This window comes from Nitrospira sp. (genome assembly GCA_030653545.1).
Lineage (GTDB): Bacteria > Nitrospirota > Nitrospiria > Nitrospirales > Nitrospiraceae > Nitrospira_D.
Genome location: JAURZE010000032.1, coordinates 12,292 through 32,351, shown reverse-complemented (window position 1 = coordinate 32,351; position 20,060 = coordinate 12,292). Strand labels below are relative to the sequence as shown.

Below are 20,060 nucleotides of genomic sequence, written 5' to 3'. Positions count from 1 at the left end.
AAAGACCTGCCTCTTCATTGCTCCCAAAGCGAGAGCAACAAAATGACGAACTCTGGCGCCATTGCCAGTGAAAATGACCAACCCCTTCGTCGGTCGATGCGGCACAGGCGAAGGAGCCCCGCGAAGGCTCCCCGCAACACACACGGTTATCGATACCCGTTGGTGATCGGCATGCGCCGATCCTTCCCGAATGCCCGATGCGAAATCTTGATCCCGATCGGCGCCTGACGCCGTTTGTATTCACTGCGATCCACTAGACCGATAACCTTGGCCGCCACGGCCCGGTCGAATCCCATCGCCACGATTTCTTCCAGCGACCGGTCCTCTTCCACATAGGCCTTGAGGATCGGATCCAGTACCGGATAGGGCGGCAGACTATCTTCGTCTTTCTGGTTCGGGCGCAATTCTGCCGTCGGCGGACGATCGAGGACACGTTTGGGAATCACGGGGGTCTTCCCGACCGCATTGCGCAAATGCGAAAGGTCATAGACCATGGTCTTCGGCACGTCCTTGATCACGGCAAACCCGCCGGCCATATCCCCGTAGAGGGTCGCGTAGCCCACGCTCATTTCACTCTTATTGCCGGTGGTCAGCACGAGATGGCCGAACTTATTCGAAAAGGCCATGAGCAGATTGCCCCGGATGCGCGCTTGAAGATTCTCCTCGGTCGTATCGACCGGCCGTCCCTCAAACGACAAGGCAAGCGACTGCCGATAGGCGTCGAACGTCGGGGTAATCGCAATCGTGTCATAGGCGATGTGCAGCCGCCGGGCCAACTCCGCCACATCGTCACCGCTGTCCTGCGACGTATAGGGCGAAGGCATAAACAGGCCGAGCACGTTGTCTGCGCCCAGCGCATCGACCGCGATCACGGCGGTGATAGCCGAGTCGATTCCCCCGCTCAATCCGATGACGACTTTCTTGAATCCGTTTTTCCGGACATAGTCCCGCACCCCGAGCACCAGCGCGGCATACACCTCGTCCAATTCCTCCCGCAAAGGCTCGAGCCCCGGGAGGACGCGCGCACGCTTCGGAGCGGCGGGGAGCTTCACAGTCATCCGCTCGACGGCGCCCGCCAGCTTGGCACTCAGCGCCTTATTCCGCCGCTGCGCCATTCGGTGCCGCATCACCGCATCGGCATTCAAGTCAACCAGGAGGAAATCTTCCTGGAATGCTTTGGCCCGCGCGATGACTGCGCCGGTCTGATCGAGCACCAGGCTATTGCCGTCGAACACCAGCTCGTCCTGCCCGCCCACGGTATTGGTGTAGGTCACGATCACGCCGTTCTCCCGGGCGCGCGTCGCCAGCATCTGCTCGCGAATCCGGCTCTTCCCGATCTGAAAGGGAGACGCGTTGATGTTGATGATGACATCGGCGCCGGCAGCGGCTTGCAGACGTGTCGGGCCGTCCGGAAACCAGATGTCTTCACAGACATTCAGCCCGATAGTGACCCCGCGAAGTGCGATCACCGGCAAGGTTCGGCCGGGGTGAAAGTAGCGGCTCTCGTCGAAGACTCCATAGTTCGGAAGGATCCACTTGCTGTATTGGCACAGCACGCCCCGCTCGCCGATGAGTGCCGCCGAGTTGGTCAATTCATGCTGCCCCGCCGCGACCACCGATTGCCGGGACTTCCCGTTGCCCGCCTGTCCCTGGCCGACATGGCCGACCACCGCGAGCACGCCCTTACATTCCTTCGCAAGCTCATCCAGCGCCCGCAGATTGTCCGCTACGAAGCGCGGCTTGAGCAGCAAATCTTCCGGTGGATACCCCGTCACCGCCAGTTCCGGGAAAGCCACCACATCCGCCTTAGCCTTCCGAGCCTCCTTGATCCAGCGCTTGATCGCACGGGTATTCCCGGCAATATCGCCGACCGTGGGGTTCATCTGGGCCATAGCAATTCGAAGAATGCGCATGAACTACCCGTTTCCAAAACAATGCTCAAAACAGTCGCCCGCAAGGCTGCAGCGACGTGAAGAACCGAGGCATACCAGTCCGGTACGTCGAGGTTCTGAACTAGTGAGAACGAAGCCTGCGGCTGTGTTCAGCATTCACAACAAAAAAAAACGCCCTCAGGCTTTTCTTCCCGTAACAGGGTGAAAACGCCGGAGGACGTCATTGTCCGACCAATGCGATCAAAGCAGCCGGAGACCCCGTTGTCTCCGAATTTAGTGGGCGAGTTATAGCAATGCCACCGCGTTCCTGTCAATGGAGGAAACCGCATTTCTAACGAAGAGGTTGCCTGAAGACCTGAAGATTCGCTCAAGAACCTATGTTAGACTGCGTCTCATGATCCGGCATTCAACCAGACCCGCACTGAGCTGCAGCATACTAGTTGGATCTCTGCTTTTGGCCGGGTGCGGAGCCTTTTCCGATCAGACACTGGTAACCGACAGCGCAGACGGCGCGGTCTACCTCCAGCAGCTCTCCAATCGGGGCACGACCATGCGCTACAGCGGCCCCCTCAAAGCATTCAAAGCCAGTCACCCGATCGACCTGCCTCTCGATACATTAGCCAAGACGTTTGCCGGACTCTCCATCGGCATTTACCCATCGGACGATCACAGCGCATATGAGGGAGTGAAACCCACCCGGGTGTTCTCACCACAGCAGGTCGCTTTTCTAGCCCCGGCCGTTGCTACGGCGCTCAAACGGGCGCAACCGGACCACCGAGTCAAGTTTCAGGTCGGGAGCGGCAACGATGTGACCGATGGAACACTCTACATCGACGGCCCGGTGTTGTATCTTGCCATCAGCCATTATCATTCACTGGCGGATCGGCGTGACGAACAACTCTCGATTTACGCCCTCTCGTTCGAGCCTCGTGACTTCCAAATCCCCTCGGCCACACCGCAAACCTGGATGGAAATCGAGCAGGATCGGCCTAGAGTCGCACTCGCGTATGGACTGCTGGCAAAACTCCCGTCAGCCGTACCGCTCACCCCGACTTCCCCTACCCCGGCCATAGCCCTTCCCGTGCCGGCAAGTGGTTCCGCCCCGCGGACAGCCGAGTCCGCTCCGGCCATCAGGGCCATCGTGGATAAACAGGCACAGGAGCTGGAAGGCTTGCGTGCAGAGTTGGAGGCGCTCAAGAAGCAGCTAGCGGAACAGGAGACCAAACCCAAGCCCAAGTCAAAACCGAAAGCCTCACCCTAGCCACTCCTCCACAAACTCAGACAGGCACAATTCCAACAACCTCAACTTGATCGGAACGTGAGATGTGGATGATCAAGAGTCTATGTAGTGGGACCATCGCAAAATAGAACGCTAAGGAAGGACGGAACATCGATCAACATTTCAACCGTCCGGCACTTGAATCCGCTGCACCAGACCGGATTCGAGAACTCCGAACCTGGTCAGACCTTTCGTTTCTCGGCGCGCTCATCGATATCCCCGGCAAGCAGGATTGCTTCAGCAATCTCTCTCATGGATTTCCGCAAGTCCATACTTTGCCGTTGAATGAGCTTGAAGGATTCTTCCTCAGACAGCCTCTTGGATCGCATGAGATACCCCTTCGCACGATCCAACAACTTCCGGACGGCCAGGGCCTCTTGCATCTCGAACGATTTTTCCAACAACGTTGTATGCTCGATGGAAATTGCCGCCTGATTGGCGATCGCCTGCATGAGCCGCACTTCCTCCGACGTAAAGGTATGGGGAACCGAGGTGTAACTATTGATTACGCCCACACACTTCTCCCGCATCATCATCGGCACAGACAGCAGCGAACAAAACCCCTCCTTCGCCGCTAAGTCAGAATACATATAGTCCCGCTCTTTCGTCACATCCGGGACGATGATTGATCGTCGCTCCTGGACAGCTCTCCCGCTGATACTTTGTCCGACCTTGAGATTGGGTTTTCGCCGATACGATTCGCTCAAGCTTTGCGTGGCAGCAATCCGCAGCTCTCCGCTGGCTTCGTCCAGCAGCATGATCGAACAGATTTTCGAGCCCAACATCTGCGCGGTCATGGTCACAATCAGCTGAAGAACATCGTCCGTTATCCGGTTGGACGCAACCGTCTCTGAGACTTGCGACAACGTTTCCAACTGCAGCGCCTTCCGGCGCATCTGATCGTAGAGGCGGGCATTCTCAATTGCGCCTCCGACCTGATTGGCAATAGTGGTGAGGAGCGCGAGTTCATCTTCTCGATAGCGACGAGAGCGCTTATGCTGCACATTGATGACGCCGCTCACCTCTTTCTTGGCGAGAATCGGCACGGAGACAAAAGCCTGATACCGATCCTCGGGAAGGTTATTGAAAAACTTGAACCGAGGATCCTCACTGGCATTATTGGGAACGACCACACGCGTCCGCTCACGGGCCACCCAGCCGGTGATGCCTTCGCCCAGACCGATCGTAATGCGCCCGATCAGGCGAGGATGAGGATTTTTCGAGGCCCGAAGAATCAATTCATCCCGGCCGTCAGACAGCAGATACAGAAGACAGGCGTCCGCTTTCGTCACCTCGACCACAACATCGACAATATGCCGGAGCACGGCCTCAAGATCGAGCGTGTTACTGATCGACTCGCTAATCCGATGCAGCACATCCACCTCGCGAGTCTTTTCTCGCAATGCTTGCTCTAATTGCGCGGATGAGAGTTTTTTTGATGCCATATTTATAGATCCCGACAGAGGATGTCCCTCATTGCACGTGTTTCCCTATTCACTTTGATCGCCCTCTGGCCCCTGCAGGAACAGTGTGAAACCACTCAGCAAACGTGGCTCGCTCAAGCGGCGCAATCCGAACTCGTCCGATCGCGGACGGCCACACACCCACCACTTTCCCCTGCGAGACCTTCTTGTCGTGCTGCATCGCCGCCCACACCTTCCCCATAGAAGGACTTGTCAGACGATCAGACAAACCGGCAGAACGGACGACCGCCCTGATTTGCTCAACCGTCTGAGAGTCGCAATACCCCTGGTGCCTGGCTAAATCGGCCTCAAGCACAAGCCCAATGCCAACAGCCTCCCCATGAATCAACGACTGATAGTCGCCTAAGGCCTCTAGGGCATGTCCGATCGTATGTCCGTAATTCAAAATCCTTCGACGATCCGACTCCTGCTCATCCTCTGCCACCACCTGGGCCTTGATCTCACAGGAACGTTTCACAATCTGCATGACAGCCTGAGGCTCAAGTTTCAGAATAGCCGGCATTGTTCGTTCGAGATACGCAAAAAACCCCTTGTCGGCAATGATACCGTACTTGATCACTTCGGCCAGACCTGCAATCCACTCCCGTTTCGGAAGCGTACGCAAAAGCGCGGTATCAATCCAGACGGCCTTGGGCTGGTGAAATGCTCCGATGAGATTCTTTCCCAACCGATGATCGACGCCGGTTTTTCCTCCGACGCTCGAGTCCACCTGCGCGACCAATGTGGTCGGAACCTGGACGAACGGAATCCCTCGCTGGTAAATCGCTGCAGCAAATCCCGTCACATCCCCTACAACCCCTCCCCCAAGCGCCATCAACAACGACTTCCGCTCAAAGCGCTCCTTCGCCAGCACATCCAAAATCTTCCCAACAGTCGCAAGCGTCTTATTCTTTTCCCCTGGCGGCAATACGATTGGGACCGGGTGGAGGCCGGCCTGCTCACATTGCTCCAGCACGGCGCCAAGATAGTGCCTGGCAACATGCCGATCCGTCACAATGCCGATACGTTCGGTTGTGGCAATGGACTGAAGACGCATCGCAAGCTCGTCGATCAAGCCCGGCTTGATGACAATGTCGTAGCTTCGCGCTTTAAGCGACACCGACACTCGTTGTTCTACTCTGCCCATATTCCAACACTCTCCAGAAATCGCCTCAGTCTATGAAACGGACCTTCAGGACCTGCACAGTACTGGCTATTCGCAACTAGCTCATGCTGCTCGCATGAAAAACCGCGCGGATCGTAGCATAGGTTCGGACGAACTAAAAGGTGATCGCCTCACTGGTCGCACGGCCATTTCCCCAGCCACTGCACTGCGGAGCCGACTCCTCCAAAAATGATCGGCCCGTACTCATTGCCACCTGCAACAAGTACGGGCCGATCCAACGCCGTTCTGCTGTTTGACTATGTCGTACGAATAATCGTCGGCGTCATGAAAATCAACAATTCCTGCTTCGACACGCTCTCCGATTTATTCTTAAAGAGCCATCCCAGGACAGGAATTCGTGACAGGTACGGAACTCCCTGCACGTTATTATTCTGGGTATCCACAAACACACCGCCTATCACCATCGTCTCGCCATCGCGAACAATAACCTGAGTCGTCGCTTCACGACGATCAATACTCGGACCCGCAGGATTGCTTCGAGCACCGACCGCATTGCGAGTAGCGCGAACCTTCATAAGGATCTGCTTTCCGACTTCCTTCGGATCGCGCGACGTAATTTGCGGAGTCACATTCAGCTCAAGATTCGCATCCACAAATGTCGTCTGCGTCCCCTGGAGCGACGTGGTTTGGAACGGAATCGATTCACCCTGTGAAATCTTCGCCTCACGTTTATCCAGCGTAGTGATCTTTGGAGCTGCGATCACTTTGCTTAACCCCAGCAACTCTCCTGCAGATAGCCGCAAATCCAAGGCAAAACCAGGTGCCAGTTTACCAAACTGATACCCGATCGCCGGAACCGCCGGAAGTCCACCAACCTGGGCAGGAAGATTCACAATAAAATCACGGGGGATTGTCCCGGTCCCACTCTGCCCAGCAGCCGTACCACCCAAGGGGGCAAATGCGCCGGTAGCGTTCCCGAAGAAGTTAAACTTATTAGCACTGAAGTCGGCATTCTGAAAACCCCATTGAATGCCCATACCACGCGCATAGACCGTATCGGCCTGAACAATGCGCGCTTCAATCTGAACCTGTGGCACTTGAAGATCCAATCCATCCACCAATTGTTTCATCACCGCAAGCTTGGTTTCGGTATCTCGCACGATCAACGCATTGCTTCCGGCGCTGATATTCATGACCCCACGGGGGCTCAAATACTGCCGCAATGCTGTCTGCAGTTCCTGAGCTTGAATATTCCTGATGTAGAATACGCGATCTACCAGCTCTTCAGCTTTGGTCTTTGCTTCCTTTGCGCGGGCCTCTTCATCCTGCTGCTTGGCAATGTTCGTCAGCGTATCAACCCACACGATTGTTCCCTGACGAATCATGCCCAACCCATTCATCTTGAGCAGCATATCCAGGGCTTGATCCCAGGGCACGCTGACAAGCTTCATGGTTACCTTGGCCTTCACCCCTTCGCCCACTACGATATTAAATCCACTGACCTCAGCGATGAGACGAAGGATATTGGTGATATCGGCCTGCTGAAAATCTAACGAGATCCGGCGTCCAGCAAAGCGTGTCTGACCGGCAACAAGATCATCTCCTCTTGAATCGCTTTCAGGAGTTGCGCTCTCCGTGGCCATCTGAATGGTTCGGACCTTGAACTTCCCTTGCGCAAGCCCCATAACCTGCCCCTTCTTTGCGCGGATCTCCCTCGGCACTACCTGTCCAGGATCTGCAAACTCGCTCCCGCCTATTCCAACAGGGTCGGGGATGCTTCCTTCAGGAGACAAGGGCACGTTCACCGGAACCACATTCGCGCCCACCGCCCTCGGCTTTAACGAAACCAGAATGTCATGTCCAACAGGAGTGACCGAAAATGAGGGACGACCAAGAAGCTCGAGAACAAGACGAACCTTATCAGCATGATATCCAACTCTGACTTTTCTAAGGAGCTGATGCTGCCCCGAGACCAGGGGAGATTTAAGCGCCGACGACACTGAGATGAGATCAACAACCAGCCGATTCTCGTCCAACAATCGAGCGGACGAGAACAATTTCCCATCGCCCTTCACAAGGACGGTAACCTCGTCCCCTTCCGGACGGACTTCAATCTTTGTGACCATTTGGGCTGGAGCATCGATCGCATCGGACGCAATGGTTGCCTGGTCATGCGCCCTCTGCTCAAGGCCAACCGCCTGAGTAAGCAATGGCTCAGCTTGAACAGTCTGAGCGCTCAACAGGGCACCCACCATCCCCAGCCACCATGCCCGGCGAAACGAAGTACCTGCCACTGCCGCTAGTGTTTTCATTCTGCGCCCTCTTTCGGGTGAAGAAGCTTTACGTATTCTCGCTCCTGTTTTTTCCCATAGACATCGGTAAACCGCTCTTGCACGATGATTCCTCGCTCCGTAATAGCACTCACAACGCCATTGTTCTGCCCGAGGCGTGTCCCTCGTCTGACGGCATACCCATACCCATCAGGAGTCTGGACCATCGCCGTGTACCCGTACGCGCCCCACACAATGGCGATTAAATTCAGCTCCGTCAAATTGACCCGTTGGAGCGGAGGAAGACTGACATCCATCTTTCCTGGTTGGAGTTGCTGCACGACCGGCGCAAACGGATCTCGACGGCCTGATGGATCATATCCAAATCCGCTCCCAGTATCAGGAAGAGTAGATGGAGATGAGAGCGAGGCCTCACCTTCAACCGAAGGATTGGCCATCAAGGTCGGAGCGATGGTTTGCCGTTGGATTTCAGGAGCGGCAGGCAGCTTAATCGAATCCTGCCGTAGCGGGCTGATTTGATTCGATGGGGTCAAAGTCCCGGCGCCAACTTCCGCGCCTGCGACGAACAGCAATACGCCAGCAAGGAAGATGGTGCCCGCTGGAATTCTTGGCACACGCACTATCCGCTCCACACTAGACAGTTGCATAGCTCCTCAATCCCCTATTTGCCAACCGGAGCTGGCTTCACAACATTTGGCACCGGAATCGCGGCAGCCTGCTTCTCCGGAGGAGCCGCATATGCCACAAGATCAAATTGCGCCTGGGACACAATTCGTCCCTGCTCCATCTTTGGCGTCCCCATCTTGAGACCAGAGACTGTAATAATTCTCGGCAACCGATTAATACGATCAAAAAATAGTGCCGTTGTATGGTAGGCCCCGGTAGCTTCGACGGCGACAGGCATCTTCACAAACAGTTTCGACGCATCTTCTGCCTGAGCTCCTGGCCGCCACAACCTAATATCGAGCCCCAGGCGGACACCAAGATCGGACACTTGTTTCAACAACATGACGGCTTCTTCTTCCGGAGGAAGTCGTTCCTTCTTTTTTGCCAATTCGATCTCAAGCTGTTTATTGGCAGCGAGCAGTTCGTCGAGGTGCTTCGCCTTGATCGTGAGAGTCTGAATTTCTCCGTCCAACCGTGCGTTGTCCGCTTGAAGCATGTCAATTGCCGCGGCTTTTGGCTCTGCAATATAGAAGTAGAACCCCGCCATCAGCACCCCCACAAGCAAACCCAGGAGGGCCAGCTTCTGCGGAGCAGGGATACTGCGCAGCGTCTCTAGATTGATAGAAGGCAACGCCATGCTCAACCTTTCAGGCGAAATGCCAGTTTAAACTGGTAGATATTGATCTTATTCTCTACTGCGGCCTTACTTTCCTGGAGATTGATATTTGCGAAAAAATCGGTCCGGCGCAGATTATTAACGAACTCGACAACATCATCATTCGTCAAGGCCTTTCCTTCTACTTCTACATTTTCCGCAGATAGCTTCAAATTGGTGAGCCAGACCTTCAAGGGCTCAATACTTTGGCTCACAAAATCCAAGACTTTGACCGGCCCGACCCGCGCCGACTCAAGCTGATCAATCACCCGATTCTTATCCTCTAGCAACTTCTTCTTCTGCTCAAAGTCCTGTACCTGCTTCACCTGTTCTTTGAGCTGGACAACTTGCTTCTCTTTAGCGAGCTTCTCTTCCTGCCTCGCCTCGATGACCTCATCAAGAGAAGAAGAGTACCACCAACAACCTGCGATCGTGACCAAGAGCACGCCAACACCCAGTAAGGCCTGCGCCCGAACATCATACTGAGGTTTGGCCGTGCGCCCTTTAGGGCCAGGAAGTAGATTGATACGAATCATCGGTCCCCCACTGATCTCAAGGCCAGTCCTACCGCAACAGAAGCCAGCGGCGCCATTTCAGCCAGGGCATCCTGATCGAAGTCACTTCCCGATGTATCAATTTCACTAAACGGATTGGCAACTTCAACCGGCGTTTGCATGCGATCGCTTAATTGCTGCACGAGCCCGCTGACGCGTGCGACCCCGCCACACACTAAAACACGATCCAGCCCCACATTTGAGGCAGAGGTCTTGAAGTAATCAACCGTTCTGGCAATTTCTGAGGCCACTTCTCCATTGACGCTATCAATCACACTGTCAATAGAACCCGAGGCGGCCTTCCCGCTTCGCTCGCCTTTTTTGGTCTCTTCAGCTTCCTCGTAGGACAAGCCCATTTCCCTCTGAATCGCTTCCGTGTAGCGATTGCCGCCCAACGGGATATCCCGGGTAAACAAGGAAACGCCACCGCGGATAATGTTGACGTTCATCACGCTGGCTCCCAGATTCACCAGAGCCGTCGTTTCATCTTGCGCCAGGGGATAGTTAATCGCGTGCATATTTTCTATGGCAAAGGCATCGACGTCCATGACCATTGGCATCAATCCAGCACCCTTGACCAACTCGGTCAACTCATTAATCTTGTCCTTCTTTGCCGCCACGAGAATAACCGACATCTCCCCGGACCCCTCGCCTGAAGCATCAGCCGGAAGCACATGGAAATCGATATTCACTTCATTGATATCGAACGGAATATATTGCTCCGCCGCTAATTTCACTTGCCCTTCCAGCTCCTCATCGGGCATCGGAGGCAAGCTGATTTTCTTCACAATGACGGCATGACCTGAGATGGACACCGCGACTTGCTTATTTTTGACGTTAGATTCCTCAAACAACTCACGAATTGCCGAGACCACTCGCCCTTCGTCCATGACCGTTCCATCTACGATCACTTCCGGCTCCAACGGCTTCATGCCGAACTTCTGGAGGTAGTACCGGCCCTTACTTTCTCTCAACTGCACCAACTTAATTGCGCTCGACCCAATGTCGAGCCCAACCAGCTGACGCTTGGGAGTCAGTAACGAGACAATGTCAGTCTCAAACATGTTTTTAAATGTGCTTAGCATATCCCTCACCAGCTACTCTACAGGACAAACTTTCGAGCGCGAATCATTTTCTGAATTTCCGCTATATTCTCCTGCGTATATAGCCGCCAGTTTCGCCAGTCTCGAGGAGGACCAGAAATCAACCCTTCGCGCTCCCATCGAAACAACGTGGCTTTCGATATATCGAACAAGTCACACACCTGATTCGTCTTATACCCTGATATCTTGCGAATCGCGTTTCGTTTCTTCACGTGAAATGTGCCTGAGGGAAGCTAGGTTCTGCAGATACAAGGTAAGTATAGTCAATATGCTCGACCTGTCAAGCAACACAACCGAACTGACAGGAAGCAGCGTGGACTGCAGCGCCTGAGAATCCTCCTTAGGACTTCTGCAGATCTCGATGCTTGAGGATCACTTCATGACCGATTGCGCCAAGGCTCTCCCGGAGCCGACCTGCAATCGCGACTGAACGGTGACGCCCGCCGGTGCACCCAATCGCAATGGTGAGATAGCTGCGCTGTTCACGCTCATAGAGAGGGATCAAGAACTTCAGCATGCTCTCCAGCTGCACCAGGAGGTCAATGGCGTCTGGATCGGACAACACAAAGGCACGAACACGGGGATCATCCCCTGGAAGGGGTTTGAGGTCGGGAACAAAAAACGGATTCTTCAGAAACCGAACGTCAAACAGCAAATCAATATCGTAGGGAACGCCAAATTTATATCCAAACGTCAGCAAGGTTACCGTCAAACGCCGACTGGCAGGACCTCGGGAAAACTCCTTCGTCAATACGTCCCGGAGTTCGTGCACGGTCAGATCAGACGTATCGATAATCCGATCAGCATGGCGGCGCAACTCAGCAACCCGTTCTTTCTCAAACCGAACCCCTTCTAGGACCGGCAAATGTGGCAGGAGCGGATGCGGGCGACGCGACTCGGAAAATCGCCTGACAAGCACTTCATCTCGGGCTTCCAAAAAGAGCAGCCGAATCGCGTACCCGAGGGCTCTCACCCGCTCAAGCGTCCCGACCAAATCAGCAAAGAAGACTCGCTCACGAACATCGACGCCCAGCGCGACGTTCGATATCTCCCCCCCTTGCTGATTGCACAATTCCACAAACGTCGGGATTAACGCAGGCGGGAGGTTATCGATACAAAAATAGCCGGCATCCTCGAACGCTTTCAGCGCGTGCGACTTACCGGATCCGGAGAGGCCACTGACAATGACGAGATTAAGCTGCGCCATACGACTTAATTGGGGACAACTAGCTTTACCATGGAAGAGAAACTCACACTCACCGAGGCGATAAACCCAGACGGCCTTTCGCCGAATTCGGAACTAGATCCTGCCAGCCTCAAGCCGGACACTCATTCTCTTGCCCCTGGGAAGGAATGCCCTCGACGACCTTCAGCAAAAGGCTCAAAGACCAACACCCGCCCCCCGGTGCTCCGTTGAAGCACATGGAGATTCCCGGTCTCAATATGTGCAAACAACAGAAAGGCCTCACTGTGATCACCGAACCGATCATGTGCCTCCGCGAGGGACAGGACCGGCACAGCTCGACGCTCCACCTTGAAGGCTGGCTCCGCTTGCCACTCGGCCGCCAGCGCGCGCACCGACCGGACTCGGGTAGCCTTTGCAGGCTTATGACTGACCAATCGCTCCTTCAGCTTTCTGAGCTGCCCATCGATACGGTCCACCAAGGCATCGATCGTCGCGTACATTTCTCGCGTCGAGGTTTTCGCTTGCACACGTTTCCCGTGGACCACACAGACGGCTTCTGCCTTATGCTGCAGCTTCTCAACGCTCAAGACCACTTGAACAATCCCGACTTTCAATTCGTACCGATCCAGCCGATCGAATCGCGTCTCAAGATACCGACGAAGTGCGGGCGTCACATCCATGTGGCGGCCAGTGATTCGTAGCTTCATACGAAGTGTCTCCTTACGTGAACCGATTTCTGCGCCATGCCCAGCGGGCGCAGACTAAAAATGGCGTTTTCGCTGGCTTGCAGAAGGGATGTTATCCTCGGCGCGATACTTCGCCACCGTACGACGCGCGATCAGGACCTGCTGGAGTTTCAGACGCGCCGCAATCTCCTCATCTTTCAGCGGGCGCTGCACATCCTCCTCGGCAATCATTTTCCGAATCATTTCACGGACCGACACCGACGACATCATGTCAGAGGGCTGATCAGCGCGTTGAAGTCCTGCGTTGAAGAAGAACTTTAATTCGAGCATCCCTTGCGGGCAGTACATGTACTTGTTGGCGGTGACTCGACTAATCGTCGATTCATGCATCCCGATGTCCTCCGCCACCTGCTTGAGGACCAAGGGCTTTAGATGTTCAATCCCTTGCTCAAAAAACTGCTCCTGAAACTTCACAATACTCGTCACGACCTTGACGATCGTTTTATTCCGTTGATCGATACTCCGAATCACCCACTGGGCGGCTCTGAGCTTTTCATCGAGGTAAGACTTAGTTTCAGCCGTCCCGCCATCACCAGCCGTCATGAGTTGCTTGTAATACGGGCTGATCCGCATACGCGGCAAACCGTCGTCGTTCAGTAAGACCACCCACTCTCCTTCGTTCTTGACGACGAAGACGTCGGGCACAATCACGTAATTCTGCGTGTTCGTGAACGGACGACCTGGTTTCGGCTCCAGATCCCCGATCAGCTTCGTCGCCTCGAAGACTTCCTCAACGGTGACATTCAAGGCTTTGGCAATCTTGGCATACTGTTTCTTTTCAAGGTCCTTGAGGTGATGCAGAATAATACCTTCAACGACGGCCCCCTTGAGCGCACCAGGCCTTGCACCGAGCGACCCCATCGGGTTCTTGCCCAGATGGCCAAGTTGAAGCAGTAGGCACTCCGGCAGATCACGTGCCCCGACGCCGGTTGGATCAAAAGTCTGAATGTCCTTGAGGACCGACTCAGCCTCCACCTCCGCAAATTCGCTCCCGCTGACCACTTCGGCCAGAGTTATTCTCAAATAGCCATCGTCATCCAAATTTCCGATAAGCAAACGTCCAATGGCTTTCTCTCGTTCTGAAAGACCCGAGAGCGAGAGCTGCCAAAGCAAATGCTCTTCCAGTGATGTGGCTTTGGCTACCGTCTGCTCGTAAGAGGGAAACTCATCTTGAGACGAGGAGGGATATTCCGAGTCCCCGGCTCGACGATCCGAACCAAAGTACTCTTCCCATCCAGAGGCTGAAAACTCTTCGGGCGAGCCTCGCTCCTCAGGAGTTCCCGCCTCCTCCGCGTTATCTTGTGTGGCCGTTGCAGAGGGGTCTTCCGTTTTTCCTTCTGCAGCCGCCGCTTCAGCTTCCTCAACTTCGGCCTGCACTTCATCAAGAAGCGGATTTTCGAGCAGATGCTGGGTCAGACTTTGCTGCAATTCGAGACGAGATAGCTGCAACAGCTTAATCGCCTGCTGCAACTGCGGCGTCATGATTAGCTTCTGGCTAAGCCTCAAATCGAGACGAAGTTTCATAACTGGATATTCAACCCTCTACAGCTTGAATCGCTCTCCAAGATACACAGCCCGAGCGGTTTCACTCTTGACAATGGCCTCCGGAGAACCGGATTCCAGGATCAATCCTTCATTAATAATATAGGCACGATCGGTAATGGATAACGTCTCTTGAACATTATGATCGGTGATGAGAATCCCAATGCCCTTGTCTTTCAGTCGAAGAATAATCTGCTGAATGTCGGCCACCGCGATCGGATCAATCCCGGCGAACGGTTCATCCAGGAGCATGAAGGAGGGGCTCGTTGCTAAGGCCCTGGTGATTTCCAATCGACGACGCTCTCCTCCTGACAGCGCATACGCCATACTGCCACGAATGTGGAGGAGATCAAGGTCCTTGAGCAACTCATCAACCCGTGCCATCCGCTCACCACGAGGATAGCCTAGGATTTCCAAAATCGCCAAGACATTCTTCTCTACGGAAAGGCGACGAAAGACCGACGACTCTTGCGGGAGATACCCGATCCCCCGCCTGGCCCGTTGATACATCGGCAAATCCGTGATGGACTCGCCGTTAAACGTTATCTCCCCCTCGTCCGGCTGGCAGAGACCCACTACCATATCGAAGATCGTGGTCTTCCCCGCGCCGTTCGGACCAAGCAGCCCGACCACTTCGCCGGCACGCACTTCGATTGCCACGCCCTTGACGACTTTTCGCCCGCGAAAACTCTTCTCCAACCCTCGAGCTCGCAAGCACGAGGTGTGCGGACCGGTCACGAAACCCGACGTCCCAACCAATTCCGATTCGGCTCCCTGCGTCATTTCATTCCGCCACGTTCGCCGTCGATGAGGAGATGCGAACCTCCTTCAACGACACTTCGATCTTCATCCAGGTAAATCACGATCTTCTCACCGCTGACTCGCGTCCCCTTCTCCCAAGCCACCGGATCCCCGGTCAAGGTCACAACCCGTCGACTATTGTCGAACACCGCCTTATTGGAGGTCGCATTTCCGGTCTCTTTTTCGATGCGCACATGGCCAGTCGCCTCAATCTGCTTGACGGACCGACCTGAAGCCCCTGGCATCACATCGGCACCCTTGCCTATTGATTTGGCTGTAGAAGAGGGATCGCTCTTCTTGATTTCTCCAGGCTCCCCTTTCTTGGCATCCGCAGCCTGAGGGGAGAACGACACCACCATCTTGTCCGAATAGACCATCAACGTCCCTTGCGTCAGAATAACCGACCCTTCAAAGACGGCCTGACTATCCTGATTACGCACCGTCATTTTTTTTGCGGTAATAGTTGTCGGAGCCTGAGCGGGAGCTGACCCAGCAGAGACAGCCGCACCCACAGGTGTCACAGATTCGGCTATGACCGGGGCCAAGAGACTAAGAACCAGAAACGAGATCCACATGAACATCATCAAGTACCTCAAACTCTTCAGACTCTGTCCGTCCCAGTAATCCTTTGCCGGTAATTTCCAATCCATTGCCGACAATGCGGACAGGATCACCGGTCTGAATGATCTTTGTGGCATCGGTCCATGCCAGGTGATTGGTATAGATCGTATATCCGCTTCCCGTCGCGATGATCAGCGGCTCCGTTCGATTCGCCAAGACGAAGTTTTTCGTGGCCGTATCGAGCGCGCCTTCGTCCCCCAGAACGGTCACCTCTTTCCCGGCTTGTCCATAGAGCGTCACTTCAACCTCGCTCAGGACTGCGCGCTTCTCCAACTCGAATAAGCGTGCCTGCTTGGCCTGCACCCGCCACTGCACCACATCGCCCTTGGTCTGTGTGAAGGTAAAATCAGAGATTTTCGCATCTGCGCTTTCAATGGCACCTGGCGCAACAGGCTGATTTGTGGGAGCGGAGTCTGCGTTCACAAACAGCAGATAAATCAGGAATGCTGCCAGTGCTCCACTTACAGTAAGGAGGCTTCGTCTGGCTACTACATCCCACATGCATCACACCGGCTACCAGATAAACTAGGCGCAACTCTGGCACGATAGTAGCACTGAGGATCAAGCAAGTAAACGCCCGCTGTTCACCAAAAAGAGAAAGAGCTCCCCACGTATGACACGTGAGGAGCTCTTTCTACTCAACACACAACCGCAGATAGCGCTAGGCAGAGGCTTCCGGAGAAACGGCGGGAGTCGTCGTCGCCGGAAGGGCGGCCGCCTTGGATGAGGCCTTCTCCACCATCGTCACCAACTCGATCGCCACCATTTCCGCCCCGTCGCCGATGCGGCGGCGAGTCTTCACCATACGGGTGTACCCACCCTGCCGATCCTTGAATCGTCCCGCAACATCGCTGAACAGTTTTGAAACCACATCTTTGCTCCGGATAAACGCGAGGGCCCGGCGACGGGCCGGCAAGGTTCCTTCCTTCCCCAACGTAATCATCCGATCGGTAAACCCGCGAATCTCTTTTGCCTTCGCCTCGGTCGTCTCAATACGCTCATGCTCCAAGAGCGAGGTCACAAGGCTCCGGAACAGGGCCCATCGATGCTTCGTCTGCCGACCAAGTTGACGGCCTTTTTTTCTGTGTCGCACGGCATTCCCCTTCGCTGAAAATTACTCTGACTGCGAACTCCCGTTGCTGGAGGATCCGGCTTCAACCCGTCCTCCCAGCGTGAGACCCATCTCCAACAATATTTCCTTGATCTCATTCAGCGACTTCTTGCCGAAATTCTTCGTCTTGAGCATTTCGTTTTCCGTCTTCTGAACCAGATCACGAATGGTCTTGATGTTGGCATTCTTCAAGCAATTCGCCGCTCGAACGGAGAGCTCGAGCTCATTCACACTCCGCGAGAGATTCTTATTCTCTTCAAGCTCCGACTCATCATATCCCGCCTCGCGCTTGCCTTCGCCACGCTCTTCAGGATTGATGAAGATATCGAGGTGATCGCGCAAAATATTCGCCGCCGTCGACAAGGCATCACGTGGACTGATGGTCGCATCTGTCCAGATCTCCATCGTCAACTTGTCATAGTCGGTCATGCGACCAACGCGCGCATTTTCCACATGAAAGTTCACGCGCTTGATGGGCGAGAACACGGAATCGATCGCGATGACACCGATCGGCAATCCTTCTTCCTTATTGCGCTCAGCCGGAACATACCCACGACCATGCTTCACCGTCATTTCAATATCTAACGTGGCATCTTTATCCAGCGTCGCAATATGCAGATCCGGCGTGAGAATGGTCACATCGGCATCGTGGATAATATCGGACCCCTTGGCTTCGCCTGGTCCCTTCTTCCTCAAACGAATCGTCTTCGGCTTATCGGTATGAAGAGCCAAGCGCAGGCTCTTGATGTTCAAGATAATGGAAGTCACGTCTTCCGTGACACCGGGTATCGTTGAAAACTCGTGCAGGACGCCCTCAATCTTCACCGTCGTCACGGCGGCTCCGGTCAACGACGACAACAATACACGGCGAAGTGAATTTCCAATCGTGGTCCCGAACCCCCGCTCAAACGCCTCGGTGGTGAATCGACCGAACACTGGGGAATTCGCATCCTTATCGACTTCAACCCGCATCGGGATCTGAAAGTCTTTCATCGCTTTAATCATGACTCCCCCTTCACAACCATCGAGTGACCAGCATACCGAATAGGGAGGATGCAGAAACGCAGACGGCTCCCTACCGGCCCAATGTGCTATCGAGAATACAATTCGACGACCATCTGCTCGTTGACCGGCAGCGTGATCTGTTCCTTTGTCGGCAAGGTACGAACGACTCCCTTGAGCGTGCCCTTATCAAGCTCCAACCAATCCGGAATTCCGCGCCCATCGACACCTTCCAGTGACGTTTGGATGGAGAGCAAATTTCTGCTTCGTTCACGCACCTGAATGACATCGCCAGTCTTCACGGTGGCTCCGGCAACGTTGATTTTTTTGCCGTTCATGGTCAAGTGCCCATGGCTCACAATCTGACGGGCTTGCTTACGCGATGCGCCAAATCCAAGGCGATAGGCCACATTGTCCAATCGACATTCCAATAAACGCAATAACGCATCGCCAGTCACACCGGATTGCCGCTCGGCCTTCTCAAAGAGACCCCGAAATTGGCATTCCTGCAATCCGTAGATCCGCTTCAGCTTCTGCTTTTCCCGCAACTGCATGCTGTAGTCAGAATTCCTGGGGCGCCCCTGCCCATGTTGACCTGGAGGATAACTCCGTCGCTCAATGGCACACTTTTCGGTCATGCACCGAGTGCCCTTCAAAAAGAGCTTCTCGCCTTCGCGTCGACAGAGACGGCAAACTGGACCCCGATACTTAGCCACTGCATTACCTCCGGTTACAGGACGCCTGAATTCTGGCGCCAACATTGCTGCAGACTCGAACCTTGATACTCCCCGCGGCTACACCCGTCTCCGCTTCGGTGGACGGCAGCCGTTATGGGGAATCGGCGTGACATCGCGAATCAGATTGATGCGCAGGCCAGCGGCCTGGAGCGAGCGAATGGCTGATTCACGACCAGCCCCAGGCCCGTTCACATACACATCAATTTGACGCATGCCACTCTCCATGGCTTTACGGGCGGCCGCTTCGCCGGCACGCTGTGCCGCGAACGGGGTACTCTTACGAGAGCCCTTAAACCCCTGATTGCCAGAGCTGGCCCAGACGACCGTATTGCCGCCCATGTCAGTAATCGTGACAATCGTATTATTGAAGGATGCCTGGACATGCGCCACACCGGCCTGAACAATCCGGCGTTCCTTCTTCTTGCCCTTCTTCACACTCATAGACACTCCTTCACTTCAGAACACGAGCGATGCGCTCGATCATCTGGCTGTCGGTTTCGGTTTGCTTGTCACACCAGCACGTCGGCCCTTCCGCGTTCTGGCATTGGTCTTCGTGCGCTGGCCACGCACCGGCAACCCTTTTCGATGGCGCAGACCTCGATAGGTCCCGGTGTCGATCAATCGCTTGATGTTCAGGGACGTCTCCTTCCGAAGGTCCCCCTCGACGCGGTGATCGCGATCAATAATTTCTCTGAGCTTGACGATCTTGTCTTCGCTCAGATCCTTGATCCGAATCGCCCCATCCACACCGGCCTTCCGCAGAATTTCTCGTGCGGCGGCTCGCCCAATCCCGTAGATGTACGTGAGGCCGATATCGGTCCGCTTGTCTCTTGGCAAATCGATGCCTGCGATGCGTGCCATGATCTCTCCTCTTTCCTATTCCCTAGACGAGCACAGACCTACTCTGCTCGGCGTTATCCCTGACGTTGCTTGTGCCTGGGGTTCTCACACAAAATTCGCACGACGCCCCGGCGACGAACGACCATACACTTGGCACAAATCGGCTTGACTGATGACTTTACTTTCATGACGCGTCAGCGCTCCTACTACTTGAAACGGTAAGTGATTCGGCCTCTCGTCAAATCGTATGGAGACATCTCCACCGTGACTTTGTCGCCCGGAAGAATTCGGATAAAGTGCATCCTCATTTTTCCAGAAATATGAGCTAGTAGAATATGTCCATTATCAAGTTTCACACGAAACATGGCATTGGGTAATGTCTCTGCTACCGTTCCCTGTATTTCGATAATGTCTTCTTTTCCCACGTACTCCCATTCCTCTATCT

The 20,060-nt window shown here is 54.6% G+C and carries 22 protein-coding genes; 1 reads left to right on the top strand and 21 read right to left on the bottom strand.

The window, feature by feature from the left end; all coding sequences use genetic code 11:
- Positions 1-146: 146 nt before the first annotated feature.
- Positions 147-1,913, bottom strand: a complete 1,767-nt coding sequence (locus tag Q7U39_16750; GenBank protein ID MDO9119611.1) for an NAD+ synthase — start codon at positions 1,911-1,913, stop codon at positions 147-149.
- Positions 1,914-2,346: 433 nt separating this feature from the next.
- Between Q7U39_16750 and Q7U39_16745 the strand changes: the two genes are divergently transcribed.
- Entirely contained in the window at positions 2,347-3,153 is an 807-nt protein-coding gene (locus tag Q7U39_16745; protein ID MDO9119610.1) for a hypothetical protein, read from the top strand.
- Between the two features lie 200 nt (positions 3,154-3,353).
- Here Q7U39_16745 and Q7U39_16740 read toward each other — a convergent pair whose 3' ends face one another.
- The 20 genes from Q7U39_16740 to infA all read right to left on the bottom strand — a co-directional run bounded on the left by Q7U39_16740 (position 3,354) and on the right by infA (position 20,040).
- Positions 3,354-4,616 (bottom strand): GAF and ANTAR domain-containing protein, encoded by a 1,263-nt coding sequence (locus Q7U39_16740; GenBank protein MDO9119609.1) that lies wholly within the window; start codon positions 4,614-4,616, stop codon positions 3,354-3,356.
- Between the two features lie 49 nt (positions 4,617-4,665).
- On the bottom strand, positions 4,666-5,781 hold the full coding sequence (gene aroB / locus Q7U39_16735; GenBank protein ID MDO9119608.1) for a 3-dehydroquinate synthase: 1,116 nt from the start codon (positions 5,779-5,781) through the stop codon (positions 4,666-4,668).
- 275 nt (positions 5,782-6,056) lie between these two features.
- On the bottom strand, positions 6,057-7,886 hold the full coding sequence (gene pilQ / locus Q7U39_16730) for a type IV pilus secretin PilQ (protein MDO9119607.1): 1,830 nt from the start codon (positions 7,884-7,886) through the stop codon (positions 6,057-6,059).
- 182 nt (positions 7,887-8,068) lie between these two features.
- Entirely contained in the window at positions 8,069-8,698 is a 630-nt protein-coding gene (locus Q7U39_16725) for a pilus assembly protein PilP (GenBank protein MDO9119606.1), read from the bottom strand.
- A gap of 14 nt (positions 8,699-8,712) precedes the next feature.
- Positions 8,713-9,354, bottom strand: coding sequence for a type 4a pilus biogenesis protein PilO (gene pilO, locus Q7U39_16720; GenBank protein ID MDO9119605.1), 642 nt, complete (start codon positions 9,352-9,354; stop codon positions 8,713-8,715).
- Positions 9,355-9,356: 2 nt separating this feature from the next.
- Positions 9,357-9,908, bottom strand: coding sequence for a PilN domain-containing protein (locus tag Q7U39_16715; protein ID MDO9119604.1), 552 nt, complete (start codon positions 9,906-9,908; stop codon positions 9,357-9,359).
- Positions 9,905-10,990, bottom strand: a complete 1,086-nt coding sequence (pilM, locus tag Q7U39_16710) for a type IV pilus assembly protein PilM (GenBank protein ID MDO9119603.1) — start codon at positions 10,988-10,990, stop codon at positions 9,905-9,907. Before pilM ends, Q7U39_16715 begins: the two co-directional genes overlap by 4 nt.
- A 379-nt stretch (positions 10,991-11,369) precedes the next feature.
- Complete coding sequence (gene rapZ / locus Q7U39_16705) at positions 11,370-12,236, bottom strand: RNase adapter RapZ (GenBank protein MDO9119602.1); 867 nt, start codon at positions 12,234-12,236, stop codon at positions 11,370-11,372.
- Between the two features lie 122 nt (positions 12,237-12,358).
- Positions 12,359-12,922 (bottom strand): ribosome-associated translation inhibitor RaiA, encoded by a 564-nt coding sequence (gene raiA / locus Q7U39_16700; GenBank protein ID MDO9119601.1) that lies wholly within the window; start codon positions 12,920-12,922, stop codon positions 12,359-12,361.
- Positions 12,923-12,976: 54 nt separating this feature from the next.
- Positions 12,977-14,485: an RNA polymerase factor sigma-54 gene (gene rpoN / locus Q7U39_16695; GenBank protein MDO9119600.1), complete on the bottom strand. Its 1,509-nt coding sequence runs from the start codon at positions 14,483-14,485 to the stop codon at positions 12,977-12,979.
- 18 nt (positions 14,486-14,503) lie between these two features.
- Entirely contained in the window at positions 14,504-15,286 is a 783-nt protein-coding gene (gene lptB / locus Q7U39_16690) for an LPS export ABC transporter ATP-binding protein (protein ID MDO9119599.1), read from the bottom strand.
- Complete coding sequence (locus Q7U39_16685) at positions 15,283-15,879, bottom strand: LptA/OstA family protein (protein MDO9119598.1); 597 nt, start codon at positions 15,877-15,879, stop codon at positions 15,283-15,285. The genes lptB and Q7U39_16685 overlap by 4 nt, the downstream gene beginning before the upstream one ends.
- A complete protein-coding gene (gene lptC / locus Q7U39_16680; GenBank protein MDO9119597.1) occupies positions 15,854-16,426 on the bottom strand; it encodes an LPS export ABC transporter periplasmic protein LptC in 573 nt (190 codons plus the stop codon). Before lptC ends, Q7U39_16685 begins: the two co-directional genes overlap by 26 nt.
- Positions 16,427-16,586: 160 nt before the next feature.
- Positions 16,587-17,018, bottom strand: coding sequence for a 50S ribosomal protein L17 (gene rplQ / locus Q7U39_16675; GenBank protein MDO9119596.1), 432 nt, complete (start codon positions 17,016-17,018; stop codon positions 16,587-16,589).
- A gap of 21 nt (positions 17,019-17,039) precedes the next feature.
- Positions 17,040-18,029, bottom strand: a complete 990-nt coding sequence (locus Q7U39_16670; GenBank protein ID MDO9119595.1) for a DNA-directed RNA polymerase subunit alpha — start codon at positions 18,027-18,029, stop codon at positions 17,040-17,042.
- Between the two features lie 98 nt (positions 18,030-18,127).
- Positions 18,128-18,799 carry a 30S ribosomal protein S4 gene (gene rpsD / locus Q7U39_16665; GenBank protein MDO9119594.1) on the bottom strand — a complete coding sequence of 224 codons (672 nt, stop codon included), beginning with the start codon at positions 18,797-18,799 and terminating at the stop codon, positions 18,128-18,130.
- 33 nt (positions 18,800-18,832) lie between these two features.
- Complete coding sequence (rpsK, locus tag Q7U39_16660; GenBank protein MDO9119593.1) at positions 18,833-19,216, bottom strand: 30S ribosomal protein S11; 384 nt, start codon at positions 19,214-19,216, stop codon at positions 18,833-18,835.
- A gap of 39 nt (positions 19,217-19,255) precedes the next feature.
- Positions 19,256-19,636, bottom strand: a complete 381-nt coding sequence (rpsM, locus tag Q7U39_16655; protein MDO9119592.1) for a 30S ribosomal protein S13 — start codon at positions 19,634-19,636, stop codon at positions 19,256-19,258.
- Positions 19,637-19,689: 53 nt separating this feature from the next.
- Entirely contained in the window at positions 19,690-19,803 is a 114-nt protein-coding gene (gene rpmJ, locus Q7U39_16650) for a 50S ribosomal protein L36 (GenBank protein MDO9119591.1), read from the bottom strand.
- A gap of 18 nt (positions 19,804-19,821) precedes the next feature.
- Positions 19,822-20,040: a translation initiation factor IF-1 gene (gene infA, locus Q7U39_16645; protein ID MDO9119590.1), complete on the bottom strand. Its 219-nt coding sequence runs from the start codon at positions 20,038-20,040 to the stop codon at positions 19,822-19,824.
- Positions 20,041-20,060 lie beyond the last annotated feature (20 nt).